Origin of the sequence: Tenacibaculum sp. Cn5-46, assembly GCF_022347705.1 — a bacterium.
GTDB lineage: Bacteria > Bacteroidota > Bacteroidia > Flavobacteriales > Flavobacteriaceae > Polaribacter > Polaribacter aiptasiae.
Genome location: NZ_JAKRGD010000007.1, coordinates 127213 through 144250, shown reverse-complemented (window position 1 = coordinate 144250; position 17038 = coordinate 127213). Strand labels below are relative to the sequence as shown.

15 protein-coding genes and 1 tRNA gene are annotated in these 17038 nt (G+C 29.6%); 15 read left to right on the top strand and 1 reads right to left on the bottom strand.

All coding sequences use genetic code 11. The features are described from left to right. Positions 1 to 67 precede the first annotated feature (67 nt). The 15 genes from MHN29_RS14795 (at position 68) to MHN29_RS14725 (ending at position 15681) form a co-directional block, all read left to right on the top strand. Positions 68 to 1051, top strand: coding sequence for a hypothetical protein (locus MHN29_RS14795; protein ID WP_235275321.1), 984 nt, complete (start codon positions 68 to 70; stop codon positions 1049 to 1051). Positions 1052 to 1150: 99 nt separating this feature from the next. Continuing rightward, positions 1151 to 2233: a C1 family peptidase gene (locus MHN29_RS14790; RefSeq protein WP_235275320.1), complete on the top strand. Its 1083-nt coding sequence runs from the start codon at positions 1151 to 1153 to the stop codon at positions 2231 to 2233. Positions 2234 to 2325: 92 nt separating this feature from the next. Then, positions 2326 to 2619: a hypothetical protein gene (locus tag MHN29_RS14785; protein WP_235275319.1), complete on the top strand. Its 294-nt coding sequence runs from the start codon at positions 2326 to 2328 to the stop codon at positions 2617 to 2619. Positions 2620 to 2657: 38 nt separating this feature from the next. Beyond that, a complete protein-coding gene (locus tag MHN29_RS14780; protein ID WP_235275318.1) occupies positions 2658 to 3482 on the top strand; it encodes an alpha/beta hydrolase in 825 nt (274 codons plus the stop codon). A gap of 98 nt (positions 3483 to 3580) precedes the next feature. Further along, positions 3581 to 4099 carry a DinB family protein gene (locus MHN29_RS14775; protein ID WP_235275317.1) on the top strand — a complete coding sequence of 173 codons (519 nt, stop codon included), beginning with the start codon at positions 3581 to 3583 and terminating at the stop codon, positions 4097 to 4099. A 215-nt stretch (positions 4100 to 4314) separates the two neighbouring features. Then, positions 4315 to 5835: a hypothetical protein gene (locus tag MHN29_RS14770; RefSeq protein WP_235275316.1), complete on the top strand. Its 1521-nt coding sequence runs from the start codon at positions 4315 to 4317 to the stop codon at positions 5833 to 5835. After that, a complete protein-coding gene (locus tag MHN29_RS14765) occupies positions 5798 to 6478 on the top strand; it encodes a hypothetical protein (RefSeq protein ID WP_235275315.1) in 681 nt (226 codons plus the stop codon). Before MHN29_RS14770 ends, MHN29_RS14765 begins: the two co-directional genes overlap by 38 nt. 384 nt (positions 6479 to 6862) lie before the next feature. After that, positions 6863 to 7225 (top strand): hypothetical protein, encoded by a 363-nt coding sequence (locus MHN29_RS14760; protein WP_235275314.1) that lies wholly within the window; start codon positions 6863 to 6865, stop codon positions 7223 to 7225. Positions 7226 to 7358: 133 nt separating this feature from the next. Then, positions 7359 to 7961 (top strand): hypothetical protein, encoded by a 603-nt coding sequence (locus MHN29_RS14755; RefSeq protein WP_235275313.1) that lies wholly within the window; start codon positions 7359 to 7361, stop codon positions 7959 to 7961. Between the two features lie 127 nt (positions 7962 to 8088). Further along, positions 8089 to 8577: a hypothetical protein gene (locus tag MHN29_RS14750; protein WP_235275312.1), complete on the top strand. Its 489-nt coding sequence runs from the start codon at positions 8089 to 8091 to the stop codon at positions 8575 to 8577. Beyond that, positions 8570 to 9145 (top strand): helix-turn-helix domain-containing protein, encoded by a 576-nt coding sequence (locus tag MHN29_RS14745; protein ID WP_235275311.1) that lies wholly within the window; start codon positions 8570 to 8572, stop codon positions 9143 to 9145. Before MHN29_RS14750 ends, MHN29_RS14745 begins: the two co-directional genes overlap by 8 nt. Before the next feature lie 156 nt (positions 9146 to 9301). Next, a tRNA-Lys gene (locus MHN29_RS14740) sits at positions 9302 to 9374 on the top strand. Positions 9375 to 9494: 120 nt separating this feature from the next. Continuing rightward, positions 9495 to 10289 (top strand): carboxypeptidase-like regulatory domain-containing protein, encoded by a 795-nt coding sequence (locus MHN29_RS14735; protein WP_235275310.1) that lies wholly within the window; start codon positions 9495 to 9497, stop codon positions 10287 to 10289. Positions 10290 to 10393: 104 nt separating this feature from the next. After that, on the top strand, positions 10394 to 14080 hold the full coding sequence (gene purL, locus MHN29_RS14730) for a phosphoribosylformylglycinamidine synthase (RefSeq protein ID WP_235275309.1): 3687 nt from the start codon (positions 10394 to 10396) through the stop codon (positions 14078 to 14080). Positions 14081 to 14271: 191 nt separating this feature from the next. Beyond that, positions 14272 to 15681 (top strand): cytochrome P450, encoded by a 1410-nt coding sequence (locus MHN29_RS14725; protein ID WP_235275308.1) that lies wholly within the window; start codon positions 14272 to 14274, stop codon positions 15679 to 15681. Here MHN29_RS14725 and MHN29_RS14720 read toward each other — a convergent pair. Then, on the bottom strand, positions 15676 to 16920 hold the full coding sequence (locus tag MHN29_RS14720) for an Hsp70 family protein (protein WP_235275307.1): 1245 nt from the start codon (positions 16918 to 16920) through the stop codon (positions 15676 to 15678). The genes MHN29_RS14725 and MHN29_RS14720 overlap by 6 nt on opposite strands. Positions 16921 to 17038: the final 118 nt, after the last annotated feature.

The window sequence follows — 17038 nt, the reverse complement described above, 5'->3', positions numbered from 1 at the left end:
TTAAAACTTTATCATTGTATTAAATTATATTCGCTTTTAACATTATTATTTAAAGTCTAGAAAGAAAATGAGTAAAAGCATTCAATCATTCTTTATAATCATCTTATTAGCTGTTTTTAGCACTAAATCTTTTTCACAGAAAATAGTTGAACATTACGCTCCTTTAAAAAAGGACAGTTTAAGAATAGGAAAAGGTCCAAAAGACTTCTTTCCTTATATTCAAGAAGGTTATACTTTAATGCTACCCAATCATAAAAAAATAGAGGGTATTCTTATCTTTCTAGAGGATTCAGGATACGATGAAAAGAACAAAAGTGCTAAACAAACTTATAGCGAAGCACTTAAAAAGAACTTTGCAGTATTGTCTGTTTCTACTGAAATTCCTTTTGATTTTTACTTTTCTAATTCTTCAATAATTTCAGCACATAAACTTATAGAAAAAGCTTTTGTTGATTATAAACTACCTAATAAAAACATATTTTTCTTAGGAGCGAGTTTAACAGGACATAGAGCCATGAGATACATCAAGGTTTTAAAAGAGAATAATATTGATTTTCAATTGAATATAAAAGGAATTGTAATTTGTAATTTTACATTAGACTGGACAAGAAAATGGTATCAACACAAACGTGAAATAAGAATCAAACGAAATAACTTATGGGAGCCTACTTTTATGAATTATATGCTAGAAACACATTTAAAAGGAACTCCAAAAACTTCGCCTAACAGCTACCATAACTTTTCAGCGTATAGTTATTATGATGAGAAAAACAGAAACATTCCATTATATAAAAATTATGCTATAAGAGCTTATATAGAGCCTGCTATTAAATATAAATTGACAAAACAGTATAAGACTCTCTATGAAAATAACTCTACAGATATAGTTAGTTTTTTAGCTGAATTAAAACTTGCAGGTAATGAAAATACAGATTTGATTGTATTACAACCAGGAGATAATCCATCAAAAAAGAAAACTGTTCAATCAACTTGGGATGCCATAAATAAAGTTGAATTAATAGATTGGATTTATAAACAAACTGAAAAATAAATTAGCCTCCTCTCCTACTACATAGATTTATATTTTATAACAACGCTATAGAAATACTGTAACATATCTATTTCTTATATGTCTTTAAGAAAAAAAAATATGAAGCATTATTATTTCTTTATACTATCATTTATTCTGAGTATTAGCTCCTTTTCACAAGAAAAAGAAGCATTTACAATTATAAAATCGGTAAAAACAACAGCTTTAAAAAATCAGCAATCATCAGGAACTTGTTGGAGTTTTGCAACTACTTCATTTATAGAAACAGAAGCTCTTAGGTTAGGAAAAGATAGTGTTTCGCTTTCTCCTATATTCTATGTGAGTCCTACTTATATAAAAAAGGCAGAAAAATTTATTCAAAAGAAAGGAGAAAGTTGGTTTGATGCTGGTGATTTAACCTTTAGTGTTTTGGATGCTTACAAGGAATTTGGAGCAGTACCTGAAGAAGTATACAACGGGATTATTGATAAAGATTGGCAACACGATCATGTAGAAATGGACAATCTTCTTTATGCAATGGTAAAATCAGTAGGTACATCAGGTTATGGACGTATTAAACCCTACAGCTGGAAAAAATCAATAAAAGGAGTTTTAGATGCATACTTAGGAACAGTTCCTAATGCTTTTATTTATAAAGGAAAAATGTACTCTCCTACTTCATTTGCAAAAGAGTTTGTTGGTATAAATCCAAAGGATTATATAGAAATTACTAGTTTCTCTCATTGTCCATTTTACACCACATTTGTTCTAGATATTCCAGCTAATTGGAATTCTAACAAATACCTAAACTTACCAATAAACGATTTCGAAAAAGTAATTGACAATGCTTTAAATTCAGGATATAGTTTGGCTTGGGATGGTGATGCTACGGAGCTAAATTTTAATTTTGAAATAGGAATCGCTAAGTTGACTAAAGCTCAAGAAAGAAAGTCTATTACACAAAAAATGAGGCAAACTGCTTTTGAAAACAAAACAACTACAGATGATCATAACATGCACATTATTGGAATTGCTGAAGATTCAAAAGGAAATCCATATTATTTATTAAAGAATTCTGAAGGAAATAATAAATATGGAGGCTATGTGTATATGTCTAAAAATGCAATGTTACTGAAAACAATTTCAGTGTTAGTTCATAAAGATGCTATTCCTAAAGAGATAAGAAAGAAATTATCTAGGTAATATTATTCCTGAAATAGTTTCAATTTTATGAGTTAAACTCACTTTTTAAGTATATTCGTTGTATACAAATATCACCAATTATAATTGCTTAAATGAAATTATACTGCAGAAAGTGTAAAAACGAAATAAGTGAACTAAATTTATCAGAAGATCAAAAAAATGAAGTTTTTAGATTAATTAGATATGGCTCTAAACTGCTTGCTATTAAACACTTAATGAATAAACATAATTTTAACCATAAAGAAGCCAAAATAATTATAACACATTTAAATCCTGAATATGGTAAGTGTCAACGATGTAATTTTGAAGGATTAAAAACTCAAAATATTGATTGTCCAAAATGTGGGGCTTTTAATTATAATATTTACAAACCTATTCTTAAATAGATTTCCTCTTTTTCATATCCAAAATCATTAAAAGCTCGATGAAAACTCCAGAAAATCAGTTAAACCTACGTGCATGCCATCCTAATTTTCAAGATTTTTTAGATATTAATGAAAGTGAATCAGAAAGAATCAGAAAAAACTATACTTGCTTTCTAGATAAGAAATATGGAGAGGAGCCATTACAAACCTTAGATATTTTCCCTTCAAAAGTTGCTAACTCCCCTATTTTAATATTCATTCATGGAGGTTACTGGAGAGGACTAGATAAGAAAAGTTATAGTTTTGTTGCAGAACCTTTTGTAAAAAACAATTTTACAGTTTGTACTATAAATTACAGACTTATTCCAGCTGTTACTATGAAAACACTCATAGAGGATGTTAGTAATGCTACAAATTGGATCATAAAAGAAGCACATACTTATAACGGAAACCCTAATGAAATAACACTTTCAGGACATTCTGCAGGTGGACATTTAGCCTTAATGACTTATTTAATAAATGAGAATTTAAGAGCTAATATTAAAGCTATTTGTAGTCTTAGTGGTATTTTTGATTTAGCCCCAATAAAGAACAGTTATCTCAATGAAACTTTATTATTGAGTGATAATGATGTAGTGGATTATAGCGTTTTAAATAAAGATTTATCTGTTATAAAGTGTCCGGTTTTATTAAGTGTAGGTTTAAATGAAACTGATTTATTCATAGAAGAATCGAAAAAACTATATGATAAAAACAAGTCTAAAGCTTTGATCCAATATTATGGTTATGAAGGGTTAAACCATTATCAAATAGTTCATAAACTAGGAGAAAAACAAAGTCCTTTGGTGAGTTTTATATTTGAAAAAAATAATATATCCATTTAAAAAATTCTTACTAGTCTTTATTTAGGTTATCATAAATACTTCCTAAGTAGCACATAAAGCTATTTCCTTTTTTTAGTAAATTAGTAACAAAAACAACAATGGAAGAATCTACAGCTAAAAAAAATCCAGCGTTTTTGGAATATGTTTATGAATTAAATGCCGGAAAAGAGCTCACAGAAGCTTTTGAATTAAGTTTAAAAGCTATTGATTCTATTAATATTTCTCAATTAAACAGAATTGGTTTAAAAGTATATGAAAAGGATAAATGGACCATTAATCAAATTATACAACATCTTATTGATTGGGAAAGAATTTGGGGTTTTAGAGCTATAATTTTTGCTCGTAAAGAAGGAACTATTCCAGAGGCACATGATCAAGAAATTATGGGAAATAACTCAAATGCTAATGAGTTAACTATTGAACAATTGATAAAAGAACTACGTGTTGTAAGAGAATCAACAATAATGATGTTTCAATCTTTTAATAAAAAAATACTCAATACTAATTGTGTGTTTTTTGAATACGAAATGCCACTTTATGCTATAGGACTTACCATTACAGCTCATCAGATACATCATTTAAATATTATAAAAGAACGATACTTACCTTTAGATTAATAAATTTCACATTTTATATAATTTCCTTTTTCAACTTATTTATACACCTATAAAACAATAATTTAAACCGTTTATTACATAAAACCTACCGTTTATTCATTTACTCTATGTATAAACACTTTTTTTGATTAAAATTAGGAATAATTAAAATATATTTTTCCTTACTATCGAATCCTTAGTCCTATTCAAAAAGTTAATAATCAATTGAATTAGGTATGAAAAAGAAAGTAATAAGTTTAAAGATTGTAATATCTTTAATAGGGATTATGTTATTGTTGAATTGTGAAAAAGAAGAGGTTTTACTTAATAAAGATTACAAAAAGTCTACTATTAAAAGTACTGAAACGGTATCCTTTAAAAACATTCATTCAAAAGTATCTTCAAGTTTTATGGAATCAAAAAATGAATTCCATGCTAAATCTAAAGATGTTGTTTCTTATAATTTAAATGAAATAATTAAACTAGTTGATACATTAAACAACACAAGGTATAGCATTAACTTTAAAATAAAAAATCAGCCAGAAAATGTTTTTTATAATTTAATATTAGGGATCAATAAAGAACAAGAAACTATAACACCTTTTGTTATAAAATATATTGCTGATAATTTCGATGAAATTTCAAGTCAAAATGGTTTAGACATGTTGAAATTTAAAGGAACTGCAGAAAAATATGATTTTAAATCATTTTTATCTAATTTAAATTTACAGTCGAAAGGAAAAGTCAATATCCCACCTTGCGATAAAACAAGTTTTAATGGTACAGGAAATGGATCTGCTGGACTAGATATTAATAATTCAAACAATGGGATTGGACATACTAATAATAGTAATGATATTATAGAAAATAATAATGACCTTGAAGGCGGACTAGTTATTTGTACTTGGAAAATTCTAAATTGGGAAGTAACTTCAGGAGATTATACTCTTCAATGGAGTACACTTCATATTAAATGTCCACCAACTTTTTCATCTGGAGGAGGAATCTTACCTAAAAGTAATGATACTCCATGCTCTTCAGAATCTAATATAATTGCTATAAACCCACCAAATACAGCTGAATGTCCTGAAGGCTATGATGAAAATGGAAATTGCGTAGAAGATCAAATTATAAATAAACTAACAGGGAAAGCTAAATGTGTTTATGAAAAATTGAAAGCTTTAAACCTTTTTAAAGCTACAATTAAAAAATTTGAAAATAGTAATAATTATAATTTAGTAATCGAACAAAATAATTCATGTAGTTCAGGTATCGATGCCTGCACAGATGGAAAAGATGTAAAAAATGGAAATATTAAAATAAATATTAGAATTACACCAGATCACCAGCCTCTATACTATGCTAGTACACTTCTTCACGAAGGAATACATGCAGAACTTTTTAAATATGTAGATGAGTATCAAAAAGGAATAGACCCTAATAATAGAAAGAATCTATTAAAATGGTATTTTATTTACAAAGGGGATAAATATCAATCAGAGTATGCTCAACATCAGCACATGGCTGATAAGTATGTAAAACCAATTGCTATGGCAATTAGAAAATTAGATAATTATTCATACCCTTTAGAATACTACATGGGGTTTGGTTGGGATGGTTTAACAAAGTATGGTTATGATGGTTATTATGACAATGGTAAATGGGTATCTTTAGATAAATCTTTAACTTCTCAATACAACATAAAGCAAAAAATAGTTAATGATAACACTAAACTTAATGGAAATGAATGTAAATAATATCTACAAATATATTTTCTTAATCATATCTTTTATTTTTTTCTCGTGTAAAGAAAAACAAAAGACTAGTATTCTAATAGAAGAAAATACTTATCAAATTTTTGAGAAAATAATAGGTGATTTAAGGGAGTCAATAGTGTTAAAACCAGGTTTTCCACCACCAGATAAGAAGAGTTATAAATTTACAACAAAAGATAGTCTTCAAGCTTATAAATGCTTTTATAAACAAACTGTGAGAAAAAAAATAATAGCTCTTTTACCTCAAACTTATATTTTAAATAAAAAATATAAAAAAGAAGTTTTGAAAACTATTAAAGAATGTACAAATAATAAGAATTTAATAAACTCATTTTTCAATTCTAAAAAGAATATTAAAATAGTTATTGATAAAATAGCTAATCATAAAAAAGACTCATTATTATATTATACCAAAAATTATGAAAAAAGATTAAGAACAGAATTTCAAGATATAGATATATTCTTAAGTTTTTCTAATATTATTTTTAACGAGGAGAAAACGAAAGCATTTTTAATTGTTGGAGTAAGTTATGAGAATTTAAATGGATTTTCTACATTGATTTATTTAGAAAAAGAGTACTATCACTGGACAATAAAGTGTAAAAAAATATTATCTATTTCATAACAATAAAGAGAAGTTAAATATAAACTCAACTTCTTATCCTATGTATAATTATCTTATTTTTTTATACCAATTCCACTTCTCTCCTTCTATGATTTTATTTCTCTTCTAATAAAAATAAAATTTTGCCCCTAATCAAAATAAAAAAATACTTAGAAGGGAATTATTGTTTTATTTAGAAGTAAAATAATATTTTCACTCTAGTAAAAATAAAACTTTCATTAGAAGCAAAATATTTTATAGATATCTAACTCTTAAAGCACTAAGTGATTACCCTTGTACAAAAACAGGTAAAACACCTATATAATCTTAAGGTTTTTACCTGAGATAGTTTCAAATTATATGATAGATTTAAGTAGATAACAATAATTTAAAACCCTTCAGATTATGAGTAACAATTCAGAAACCGTAGCAGTAGCAGCAAACTCAAGTACAAACAAAAAATACAGTTCGGGGAAGTCTCCTTCAGTAGCTTCTAATAGTAAAAATGTAGTGATTGAAGTACACGAAACTTCTAATATTGCAACGAATACCTTGTATTATAAAGTAGGAATTATAGAAAATGGTAAGATTTCTTGGGGAAAAGACCATTCATTTGACAAAGGCTTTAATCCCTCTGTAGCTATTAATGATGAAGGTATGGTAACTACAGTACATGAAACAACCAACACTGTAACATCTTCATTGTATTACCGTTTAGGAAAGGTAGATACGAACAAAAAAGAAATTAACTGGAGCACCGATTTATAAATTGCTTCTAATATAAATATATTAAACCCACTCATTGTTGAGTGGGTTTTAATTTATTTTCAATTACTTCTCTCCTATTTTCATTCTTTATAAATACTTTGTATTTTCACTTTTAAAATTGTATTTGATGAAAATGAAGTTTAAAATATTATTATTGATATCAGTAATCATAATATCTTGTAAAACGAAAAGCAGTGAAGTAATTATTAGTAATACTGATAAAGCAAGAATATTGAATGATATATTATCTGACACAACAGATTTAAAATTAATACCATACCAAAGAGTATTTATTTCTGACTTTAACTTTTTACCACAATTACCTTATCATATGATTGAAAAAGAAGGCCTATTTGAAAAAGTTAGTCACCTTAAATATCTTTCACATTATCTTAAAGAGAAGGATACTCTATTTCTTAAAAAGCAAATTGAGAAAAACAAAACATTTGATCTAAAAATGTTAGCTAAATATAATTACCGAATACTCAATACATGTGAACTTCTTAAAGAGGGAGTTACTCATGATTCTTTAAGTAAAATAGTACATGAGAGAATGACTCCTTTAGAAAGGTTATATAACGAAAGTTATTTATTAATTAACAAACCTATTTTTAATAAAAAAATGAATAGAGTATGTTTTGGTATTCATAGAGAATCTTCTGGAGAAAATTTTGTACTTGAAAAAATAAATGGAAAATGGAAAAAGATAGGTTTAACATCCACTTGGGCTAGTTAATTAAGTTATTCTAGCATGTAAACACAGCAATAAACACAGATGACGTAAAGATGTCATAAGCATGCCGTCATCAATGTCTATAAGGGGAAATTACTTTTGTTTCAAAGAATTAAACAAATAGACATTGATGAAGAATCAGTACAAAACAAATAAACAACAAACGTTATTTCAAAAAGCATGTAAACTTGTAAAAACACCTGTACTTCTTGCTTTACTCCTTACACCGATCCGATTTATACTCGAATTAATAGGCCTTCCTGAAAACCTTATATTTCTATTAGGATTATTATGGTTAACAATAGGAATTACTATATATTGGAGTATAAAGCATTATACAGATAAGCGTTTTTTTCTATTACTTCTCTTAAGTTTGGTTATATATTCACCAATATCAAGAATTCCAGTAGCCTTGGCTTGGTCGGCTGATACTCATTGGCAATTAGGAACGCATTATGGTCTTTTTTTTGATAATTTCATACAAGTGCTATGGAATCAAATCTTCTACGGATCTCTTATCCAAATAATCTCTGGATTTTTTGTAGGTTCAATTACCTTTGCTATTATGCAATACAAACAGGTTCTTAAACTAAAAAGCAATACTGTAAACAATGAATAAAAATCAATTAGCCAAAAGAATAAAGGAACTTAGGACACAGAGAGGAATGTCGCAAGAATTTCTTGCTGAAGAATCTGGTTTAAGCTTAAGAACCATTCAAAGAATTGAAAATAGCCAATCCAATCCAACAGGTGAATCACTAAAACGATTAGCCAATGCTTTACAAGTAACTCCAAGTGAATTGATAGATTGGGCTATAAAGGAGGATACTAAATATTTAACCTTTCTCAATCTCTCTGCTCTAACATTTTTATTTTTTCCATTATTAGGTATTCTATTACCATTTATCTTATGGACAGCAAAAAAAGATCAAATTAAAAATATTAATGTAGTAGGAAAAAGCTTAATTAATTTTCAAATAACATGGACACTTCTATTATTCTTTATTCCCATAGTAATGTATGTAATAGCTAGAATTGATATAGTGGAGAATATCTCATTAAGAGAGTTTTTTATTACTATAATCCTATTATATCTAATAAACTTGATACTTATATTGTTCAATACTTTACGTATTAATAACGGGAAAAACGTTATATACCTTCCTCAAATAAATTTCTTAAAATAAATTACACAAACAGATAAATCATACCTTTCTGAAAACCAATGAAATAAAATAACGTTCAAAAATAATTGCAAAAAAAACGTAATTTTCTGTCATTTTTTTTTGTGTATTTAAAGAACCGTTGTATATTTGCAACCGCTTTCAGGAAAGCAATTAAATGACCGGGTAGCTCAGTTGGTAGAGCATCTCCCTTTTAAGGAGAGGGTCCTGGGTTCGAGCCCCAGCCCGGTCACTAAAAAAGTTAAGCTTTTGCTTAGCTTTTTTTGTTTTTACACCTTTCTTCTTCTCTTCTAAACCATCAATTTCACAGTTTATTAACTAGTTTCATTGCAATTATTCTTATTATTGCAACATGCAAAATAAATATACTCTTTTAACCCTCTTATTATTTATTTCGTTTTTAGGTTTTTCCCAAGAACAGAAATTAAAAGGTCAGATAATTCATGCTGAAACTAAAAAACCGTTAAGTGCAGCACACGTATTAAACTTAAATTCGGTAGTAGGAACCATTACCAATGAAAAAGGACTCTTTGAATTAACTTCAAAAGCCAACGATACTGTATTGGTATCCTTTTTAGGGTTTTCATCAATTAAGTTAAAAGTTACCAACGATCTTTTAAAAGGAAACGAAGTAGTAATCTCTTTAGAAGAAAAACCAGAGGAAGTAAAAGAAGTAGTGATTAAATCAACCAAACTAATTGGGGTTTTAGAAGTTGATATAAAGCAAGTACCAAAAGACAAGTTTACACGTATACATATAAACGGATTGCCTCAAACATATGAAATTGGTAAACCTCAAAGAATTTCTTCTTCTCCAATAGCTAAACTATTAAATCCGGTAGATTTGGTATACAATCTCTTTGGAAAGAAACCTAAACAGCTTAGAAAGCTGAAAAAACTAAAAAAAGAAGACGATTTACGAAAAATGTTAGCAGGAAAGTTTGATAGAGAAGTAATGATGGAATATTTAGAAATGGATCGTCAAGAACTTACTAAGCTTTTAGACGATTGTAATTATTCAGAGTACTTTATAAAGAAAGCAAGCGACTTGCAAATGATTGAAGCTGTATTAAACTGCTACGAAAACTATAAAGCACTTAAAAAAGGGAAAATAGAACGAAATCGAATTCCTGATAAAAGAAATTAAACTATAAAAAAGCGGCAAAAAAATGCTGCTTTTTTTATGCTTTTAATTCAATCAAAAGAATTAAATTTACGCTTTTAAAACAACACACAAACACAACAAACATAATGATTCATTTCTTTGGAAACGTAAACAGTAAAGTATTTGCTGTTCAAACAACAGAAGAATTAAGTACAGAAACAGTTTCAAAACTTACTTGGTTATTTGGCAACCAACCTAAAATAAACGCGGCGTCTTTGGACGTCTTTTTTGTTGGTCCACGTGCAGCTATGATTACTCCTTGGAGTACCAATGCTGTTGAGATTACTCAAAATATGGGGATCTCAGATATTATTAGAATAGAAGAGTTTGAAGCCGTTTCTGAAGAGTTTTCAGATTTCGATCCAATGATTTCTCAAAAATTCAACGGACTTAATCAAGGTACATTTACTATTGAAATTCAACCAGAAGCTATTTTAGAGATTGACGACATTGCTGCGTACAATCAACAAGAAGGATTGGCTTTAAGTGAGGAAGAAGTTACGTATTTAGAAGAAGTATCAGAAAAAATTGGACGTAAGTTAACCGATAGTGAGGTTTTTGGGTTTTCACAAGTAAATTCAGAACACTGTCGTCATAAAATATTCAACGGAACTTTTATCATTGATGGAGAAGAAATGCCTACTTCATTGTTTAAATTGATAAAAGAAACTTCAAAACAAAATCCAAACGATATTGTTTCTGCTTATAAAGACAATGTGGCCTTTATTAAAGGACCAAAAGTAGAGCAATTCGCACCTAAAACTGCTGACAAACCAGATTTTTACGAAACTAAAGAATTTGATTCAGTAATATCTTTAAAAGCAGAAACACACAACTTCCCTACTACTGTAGAGCCTTTTAATGGAGCTGCAACAGGTTCGGGAGGAGAAATTAGAGACCGTTTAGCTGGTGGTAAAGGTTCATTACCATTAGCAGGAACAGCAGTATATATGACTTCATATTCTCGTTTGGAAGAAGATCGTCCTTGGGAAAAGAAATTTGAAGCTAGAGATTGGTTATACCAAACACCAATGGATATTTTGATTAAAGCTTCTAATGGTGCTTCAGACTTTGGAAATAAGTTCGGGCAGCCATTAATTACGGGTTCTGTACTTACTTTTGAACACAAAGAAAATTCAGCAGCAAGCGAATCAGAAGCTAGAAAATTAGCTTATGATAAGGTAATTATGCAAGCTGGTGGTATTGGATATGGAAAAGCAGAGCAAGCATTGAAAGATACACCTAACGAAGGCGATAAAATTGTAATTCTAGGTGGTGAAAACTACAGAATTGGTATGGGTGGAGCAGCCGTTTCTTCTGCAGATACTGGAGAATTTTCTTCTGGTATTGAATTAAATGCTGTACAACGTTCCAATCCAGAAATGCAAAAACGTGCAGCCAATGCGGTTCGTGGTATGGTAGAAAGCGATGATAACTTTATTGTTTCTATTCACGATCACGGGGCTGGTGGACACTTAAACTGTTTATCGGAATTAGTAGAAGATACAGGTGGAAAAATTGATTTAGACAAATTACCTGTAGGTGATCCTACTCTATCTGCTAAAGAGATTATTGGAAATGAATCTCAAGAACGTATGGGGTTAGTAATAGCTGAAAAACATATAGAAACCTTAGAAAAAATTGCTGAGCGTGAGCGTTCTCCAATTTATACTGTAGGTGATGTTACTGGAAACAATCGTTTTACGTTTGAATCTGAAACTAAAGGTGACAAACCAATGGATTTAGCTTTGGAAGATATGTTTGGTAGTTCTCCAAAAACAATTATGACTGATAAAACAGTTGTAAGAAATTATAAAAACCCTCGATACAAAACAAGAAATCTACAAATCTATTTAGAACAAGTATTGCAATTAGAAGCCGTAGCTTGTAAAGACTGGTTAACTAATAAAGTAGACCGTTGTGTTGGTGGTAAAGTAGCTAAACAACAATGTGTTGGTTCATTACAATTACCACTTAACAATGTAGGTGTAATGGCCTTAGATTATAATGGAAAAGAAGGAATTGCAACTACTATCGGGCACTCTCCTATTTCAGGTTTAATTCACCCAGGAGCAGGAAGTAGAAATTCTATTACAGAATCGTTAACTAACATTATTTGGGCGCCTTTAAAAGACGGATTAACATCAGTTTCATTATCGGCAAACTGGATGTGGCCTTGTAAAAACGAAGGTGAAGATGCTCGTTTATACAAAGCTGTAAAAGCTATTTCTGACTTTTCTATAGATTTAGGTATCAATGTACCTACAGGAAAAGATTCGCTTTCTATGAAGCAAAAATATCCTGATGGTGAAGTAATTTCTCCAGGTACCGTTATTATTTCTGCTGCAGCTAACTGTAATGAAATTTCTAAAGTTGTAGAGCCTGTATTACAAAATAACGGACAAAGTGTTTATTACATCAATGTATCACAAGATGCTTATAAATTAGGAGGTAGTTCATTCAATCAAGTATTAAATACTATTGGTAGTGAAGCTCCAGATATTCAAAATACTGCTTTTGTAAAAGATACTTTTAATACAATACAAGATTTAATTAAAGCCGATAAATTATCAGCCGGGCATGATATTGCTTCTGGAGGATTTATTACAACTTTATTAGAAATGTGTTTTGCTGATGTGAATTTAGGTGCCGACTTTGATTTAACATCTTTAAATGAAGAAGATTCAATAAAAGTATTGTTCTCTGAAAATGCAGGAATTGTTTTCCAAGCAGATACAAGTGTTGAAGCTGTTTTAACTGAAAAGAATATTGAATTCTTTAAAATTGGTACTGCCAATAATAGCGGAACCGTAACTATTAAAAACAACGAAGACACTTTCTCTTTCAATGTTACTGAAATGAGAGATGTTTGGTATAAAACTTCGTTTTTATTCGATCAAAAACAAACAGCAAATGGTTTAGCTCAAGATCGATTTGATAATTATAAAGTACAACCGTTAACCTATACCTTCCCTACACATTTTACAGGAAAATTAAGTGATACTGTTGGAAACGTAACAAACAGGTCTAAAGCTGCTATTATTCGTGAAAAAGGATCGAATTCAGAGCGTGAAATGGCTAATGCTATGTATTTAGCTGGTTTTGATGTAAAAGATGTACATATGACCGATTTAATCTCTGGTCGTGAAACCTTAGAAGACATTCAATTTATTGGTGCTGTTGGTGGTTTTTCTAATTCAGATGTATTAGGATCCGCTAAAGGATGGGCTGGTGCATTTTTATACAATGAAAAAGCCAATACTGCTTTAAAAAACTTCTTTAAACGTGAAGATACTTTATCTGTTGGTATTTGTAATGGTGCACAGTTATGGATGGAATTAGATTTAATCAATCCAGATCATAAAGTACATGGAAGATTAATTCACAATGATTCGAAAAAACACGAAAGTTCATTTACTTCAGTAAAAGTTCAAGAGAATAACTCGGTAATGCTTTCTTCTTTAGCAGGAACAGAGCTTGGTGTATGGATTTCACATGGTGAAGGAAAATTTAATTTACCAGAGAGTGAAGCGAACTATAATATTGTTGCTAAATATGGTTATGAAGGGTATCCTAACAATCCTAATGGGTCTGATTATAACACAGCAATGTTGTGTGATAGTACTGGACGTCATCTAGTTACAATGCCTCATATTGAGCGCTCTACATTCCAATGGAACTGGGCAAACTACCCTTCTGGTAGAAAAGACGAGGTGTCTCCATGGCTGGAAGCCTTTGTAAATGCTAGAAAGTGGATTGAAAATGTTAAATAAATCTTAAGTGTAACAAATGTTACAGACCCTTTCTTTAATTCACATTACTTTTGTGGCTTATTATTAATCTATATTTGAAGGGTTAGATTAACAATATAAATTTAGAGGGCGCATTTATGTGTCCTCTTTCTTTTTATATATACCCATTGTTACAATTTGTATTATTATTTTTACAAAAACTAACAACTAAAATGGACACCCTCACTAAAACTATAAAGGATTTAAATACTCCAAAAGGCAGTTTTTTATTAGGAAACTTAAAAGACTTCAAGAAAAAGAATAAACATCGTATTTTAGAACAATGGGCTAAAGAACATGGTGAATTCTTTACAGTTAAATTAGGTCCCTTAAAAGCACTTGTTTCTGCTAATGTAGATTTTAATAATACTGTTTTAAAACAAAGACCTGATACCTTCAGAAGACTTTCTAAAATTAATGAAGTCTTTATCGAAATGGGATTTCATACTGTATTTAATGCCGAAGGAGCTCATTGGAAAAAGCAACGAAAACCTGTAGCTGAAGCCTTAAGTGTAAAAAAGGTAAAAGGCTACTACCCTATTATTCAAGAAAAAACTAAAAACCTGATTTCCAAAGTAGAAGGTTACGCTACCCAAAGTAATACTGTAGATATTATAAATGACTTTATTGCCTTTACAATTGACGTAACAACAGAAATTGCTTTTGGTTATAAACTAAATACAATACATAATAAAGAGGATCGTTTTCAAAATTATTTAGAGTTAATTTTCCCAATGATTAATGAACGTATTACTGCACCAATTCCAATGTGGCGCATTTTACCTTCAGCTAAAGATCGTTTGCTAAAAAAGTCTCTTAAAGAAATCGAAACTATTATTTACGATTTTATTAATGAAGCTAAGGTTAGATTAGCAAACAATCCTGAATTAAAAGAAGCTCCTTCTAATTTTTTAGAAGCTTTATTGGTTGAAAGCGAAAAGGAAGACACTGTTTTTGATGAAAAAACCTTGTATGGAAATGTAATAGCTATGTTATTAGCTGGTGAAGACACTACTTCTAATACTTTAGGCTGGACCCTGTATTATTTAACACAGCATCCTGAAATAGTTCAGAAAATTAGAGAAGAAGCCTCTCAATATGATGGTTTTGTTCCAGATAATTATGATGTTATTTCTAGTTTAAAATATACCAATGCTGTAATTCAAGAAGCAATTCGCCTGAAACCTACTACTCCAATGCTGTATTTTCAAGCAAATGAAGCAACTACTGTTAATAATATTGCTATTCCAAAAGATACAAGCATTATTCTGTTAAATAGTTATGCAGCTATGGAAGAAGACTATTTTTCTAATTCTAATGATTTTGATCCAAACAGATGGTTAAAATCTGAATGTCCTTATCATAAAAACCATACTCCTAAAGCTATTAAAGCATTTGGTGGTGGCTCTAGGTTGTGTCCTGGTATGCATTTATCAATTATAGAAATGACAACCGCTATTTCTAGTATTTGCAAACAATTTGACCTTAGTTTAAGCGTAAAGCCTGAAAAAGTTGAGGAAAACTTTGCGTTTACTGTATATCCAGAAAACTTAAAGGTTCAATTTAAAAAAGCTAATTTATAGATTCGTATCTTTTTTAGCTTTTTCTAATAAACCTAAAGCCACTGAATCCATAGAGTTATTTTCTATCAGTTTTGCCTTTGAAAAAGTTTCTTTAAATAGTTGCTTTACCAAGGGCATTTTACTGGTACCTCCAGTTAAAATCAGATAGTCAATCGATTTTTCATTAACTCCTGCTTGTAAACAACAATCATTAGCTGTAGCTACTATTTTGCTAATAACACCATTAATAGCATCTTCTAGTAGGCTTTTTGAAATTGTTAAATTGGTATTGGATAAAAATTCACTACTAAATATAAGTTCTTTAGTATCTGATAGTTTTATTTTTGTTTGCTCTATTTCATTTAATAAAGAATGAGCTTTCTTGTTCTCTATTAAGCTTTTTAACTGTACTACTTTTTCTTTATACTTCGCATTGTTAATCATTTTTCTAACTAAAAACTCAGTCTTTTTAGTATATAATGAAGTAGTAATCTTATTCCAGTCGGAAGCTTGTCTGTATGGTAATGCTGGTAAGGTTAACCCTTTGAATTTATCTATTGTTTTATAACCTAATTCAGGAAAAAATACTTCTAAAGCAAAGTTACTATCAATATCTGTTCCTCCTAAAGAGATTCCAGAAGTAGCTAATATGTTTAAATCTTTTTTATCTTCATTGATTCCAACCACAGTAAAATCGCAAGTTCCACCTCCTAAATCAGCCACAATAGCTAAGGAATTTTTATCTATTTTCTCTTTATGATAATAAGCTGCAGCTATGGGTTCTTCTAAAAAAGAATAGTTTTTATATCCTACACTCTTTAAAATTGATTCTAACTGTGTTATTCCTGAGTTTGCTCCTTTTTCTTTTTCTGAAAGTCTAACTGGTTTTCCCACAACTACATAATCAGTTTCACCTCCTAAAAAATCTTCAGTTTTCTCTTTTACATGTTTTAAATAGTTTACAATAATATCGTGAAAGAAGATATTGGTTCCTGGTTTTAAAGCTGTTCCTTGTTCAAAAAACTGAGTTCCAAGAATTCGTTTAAAACTTTTCATATATCTACCATAGCCATTGTTTACATAAGTATTGGTGGCTAAATCTCCATAAATGGGCTTATCTATTGCCTCAAATGGAAAAAACACACTACTTGGTAGCGATTTATTATTGTTTTCAAAAGGAACCATAATGGTCTTTCCTCCCTTATAAACTGTACTAATTGTATTAGAAGTCCCGAAATCTAATCCACAAATATTTTGCATAACACCTAGAAAATTGAAAGACGCGCAATTTACATTAATCTTTAGTTTTTCTAAGCAAAAAAGTATTCTTTTATAAAACAAAAAACTGCCTTTTAAAGGCAGTTTTTTTCTGAACTAC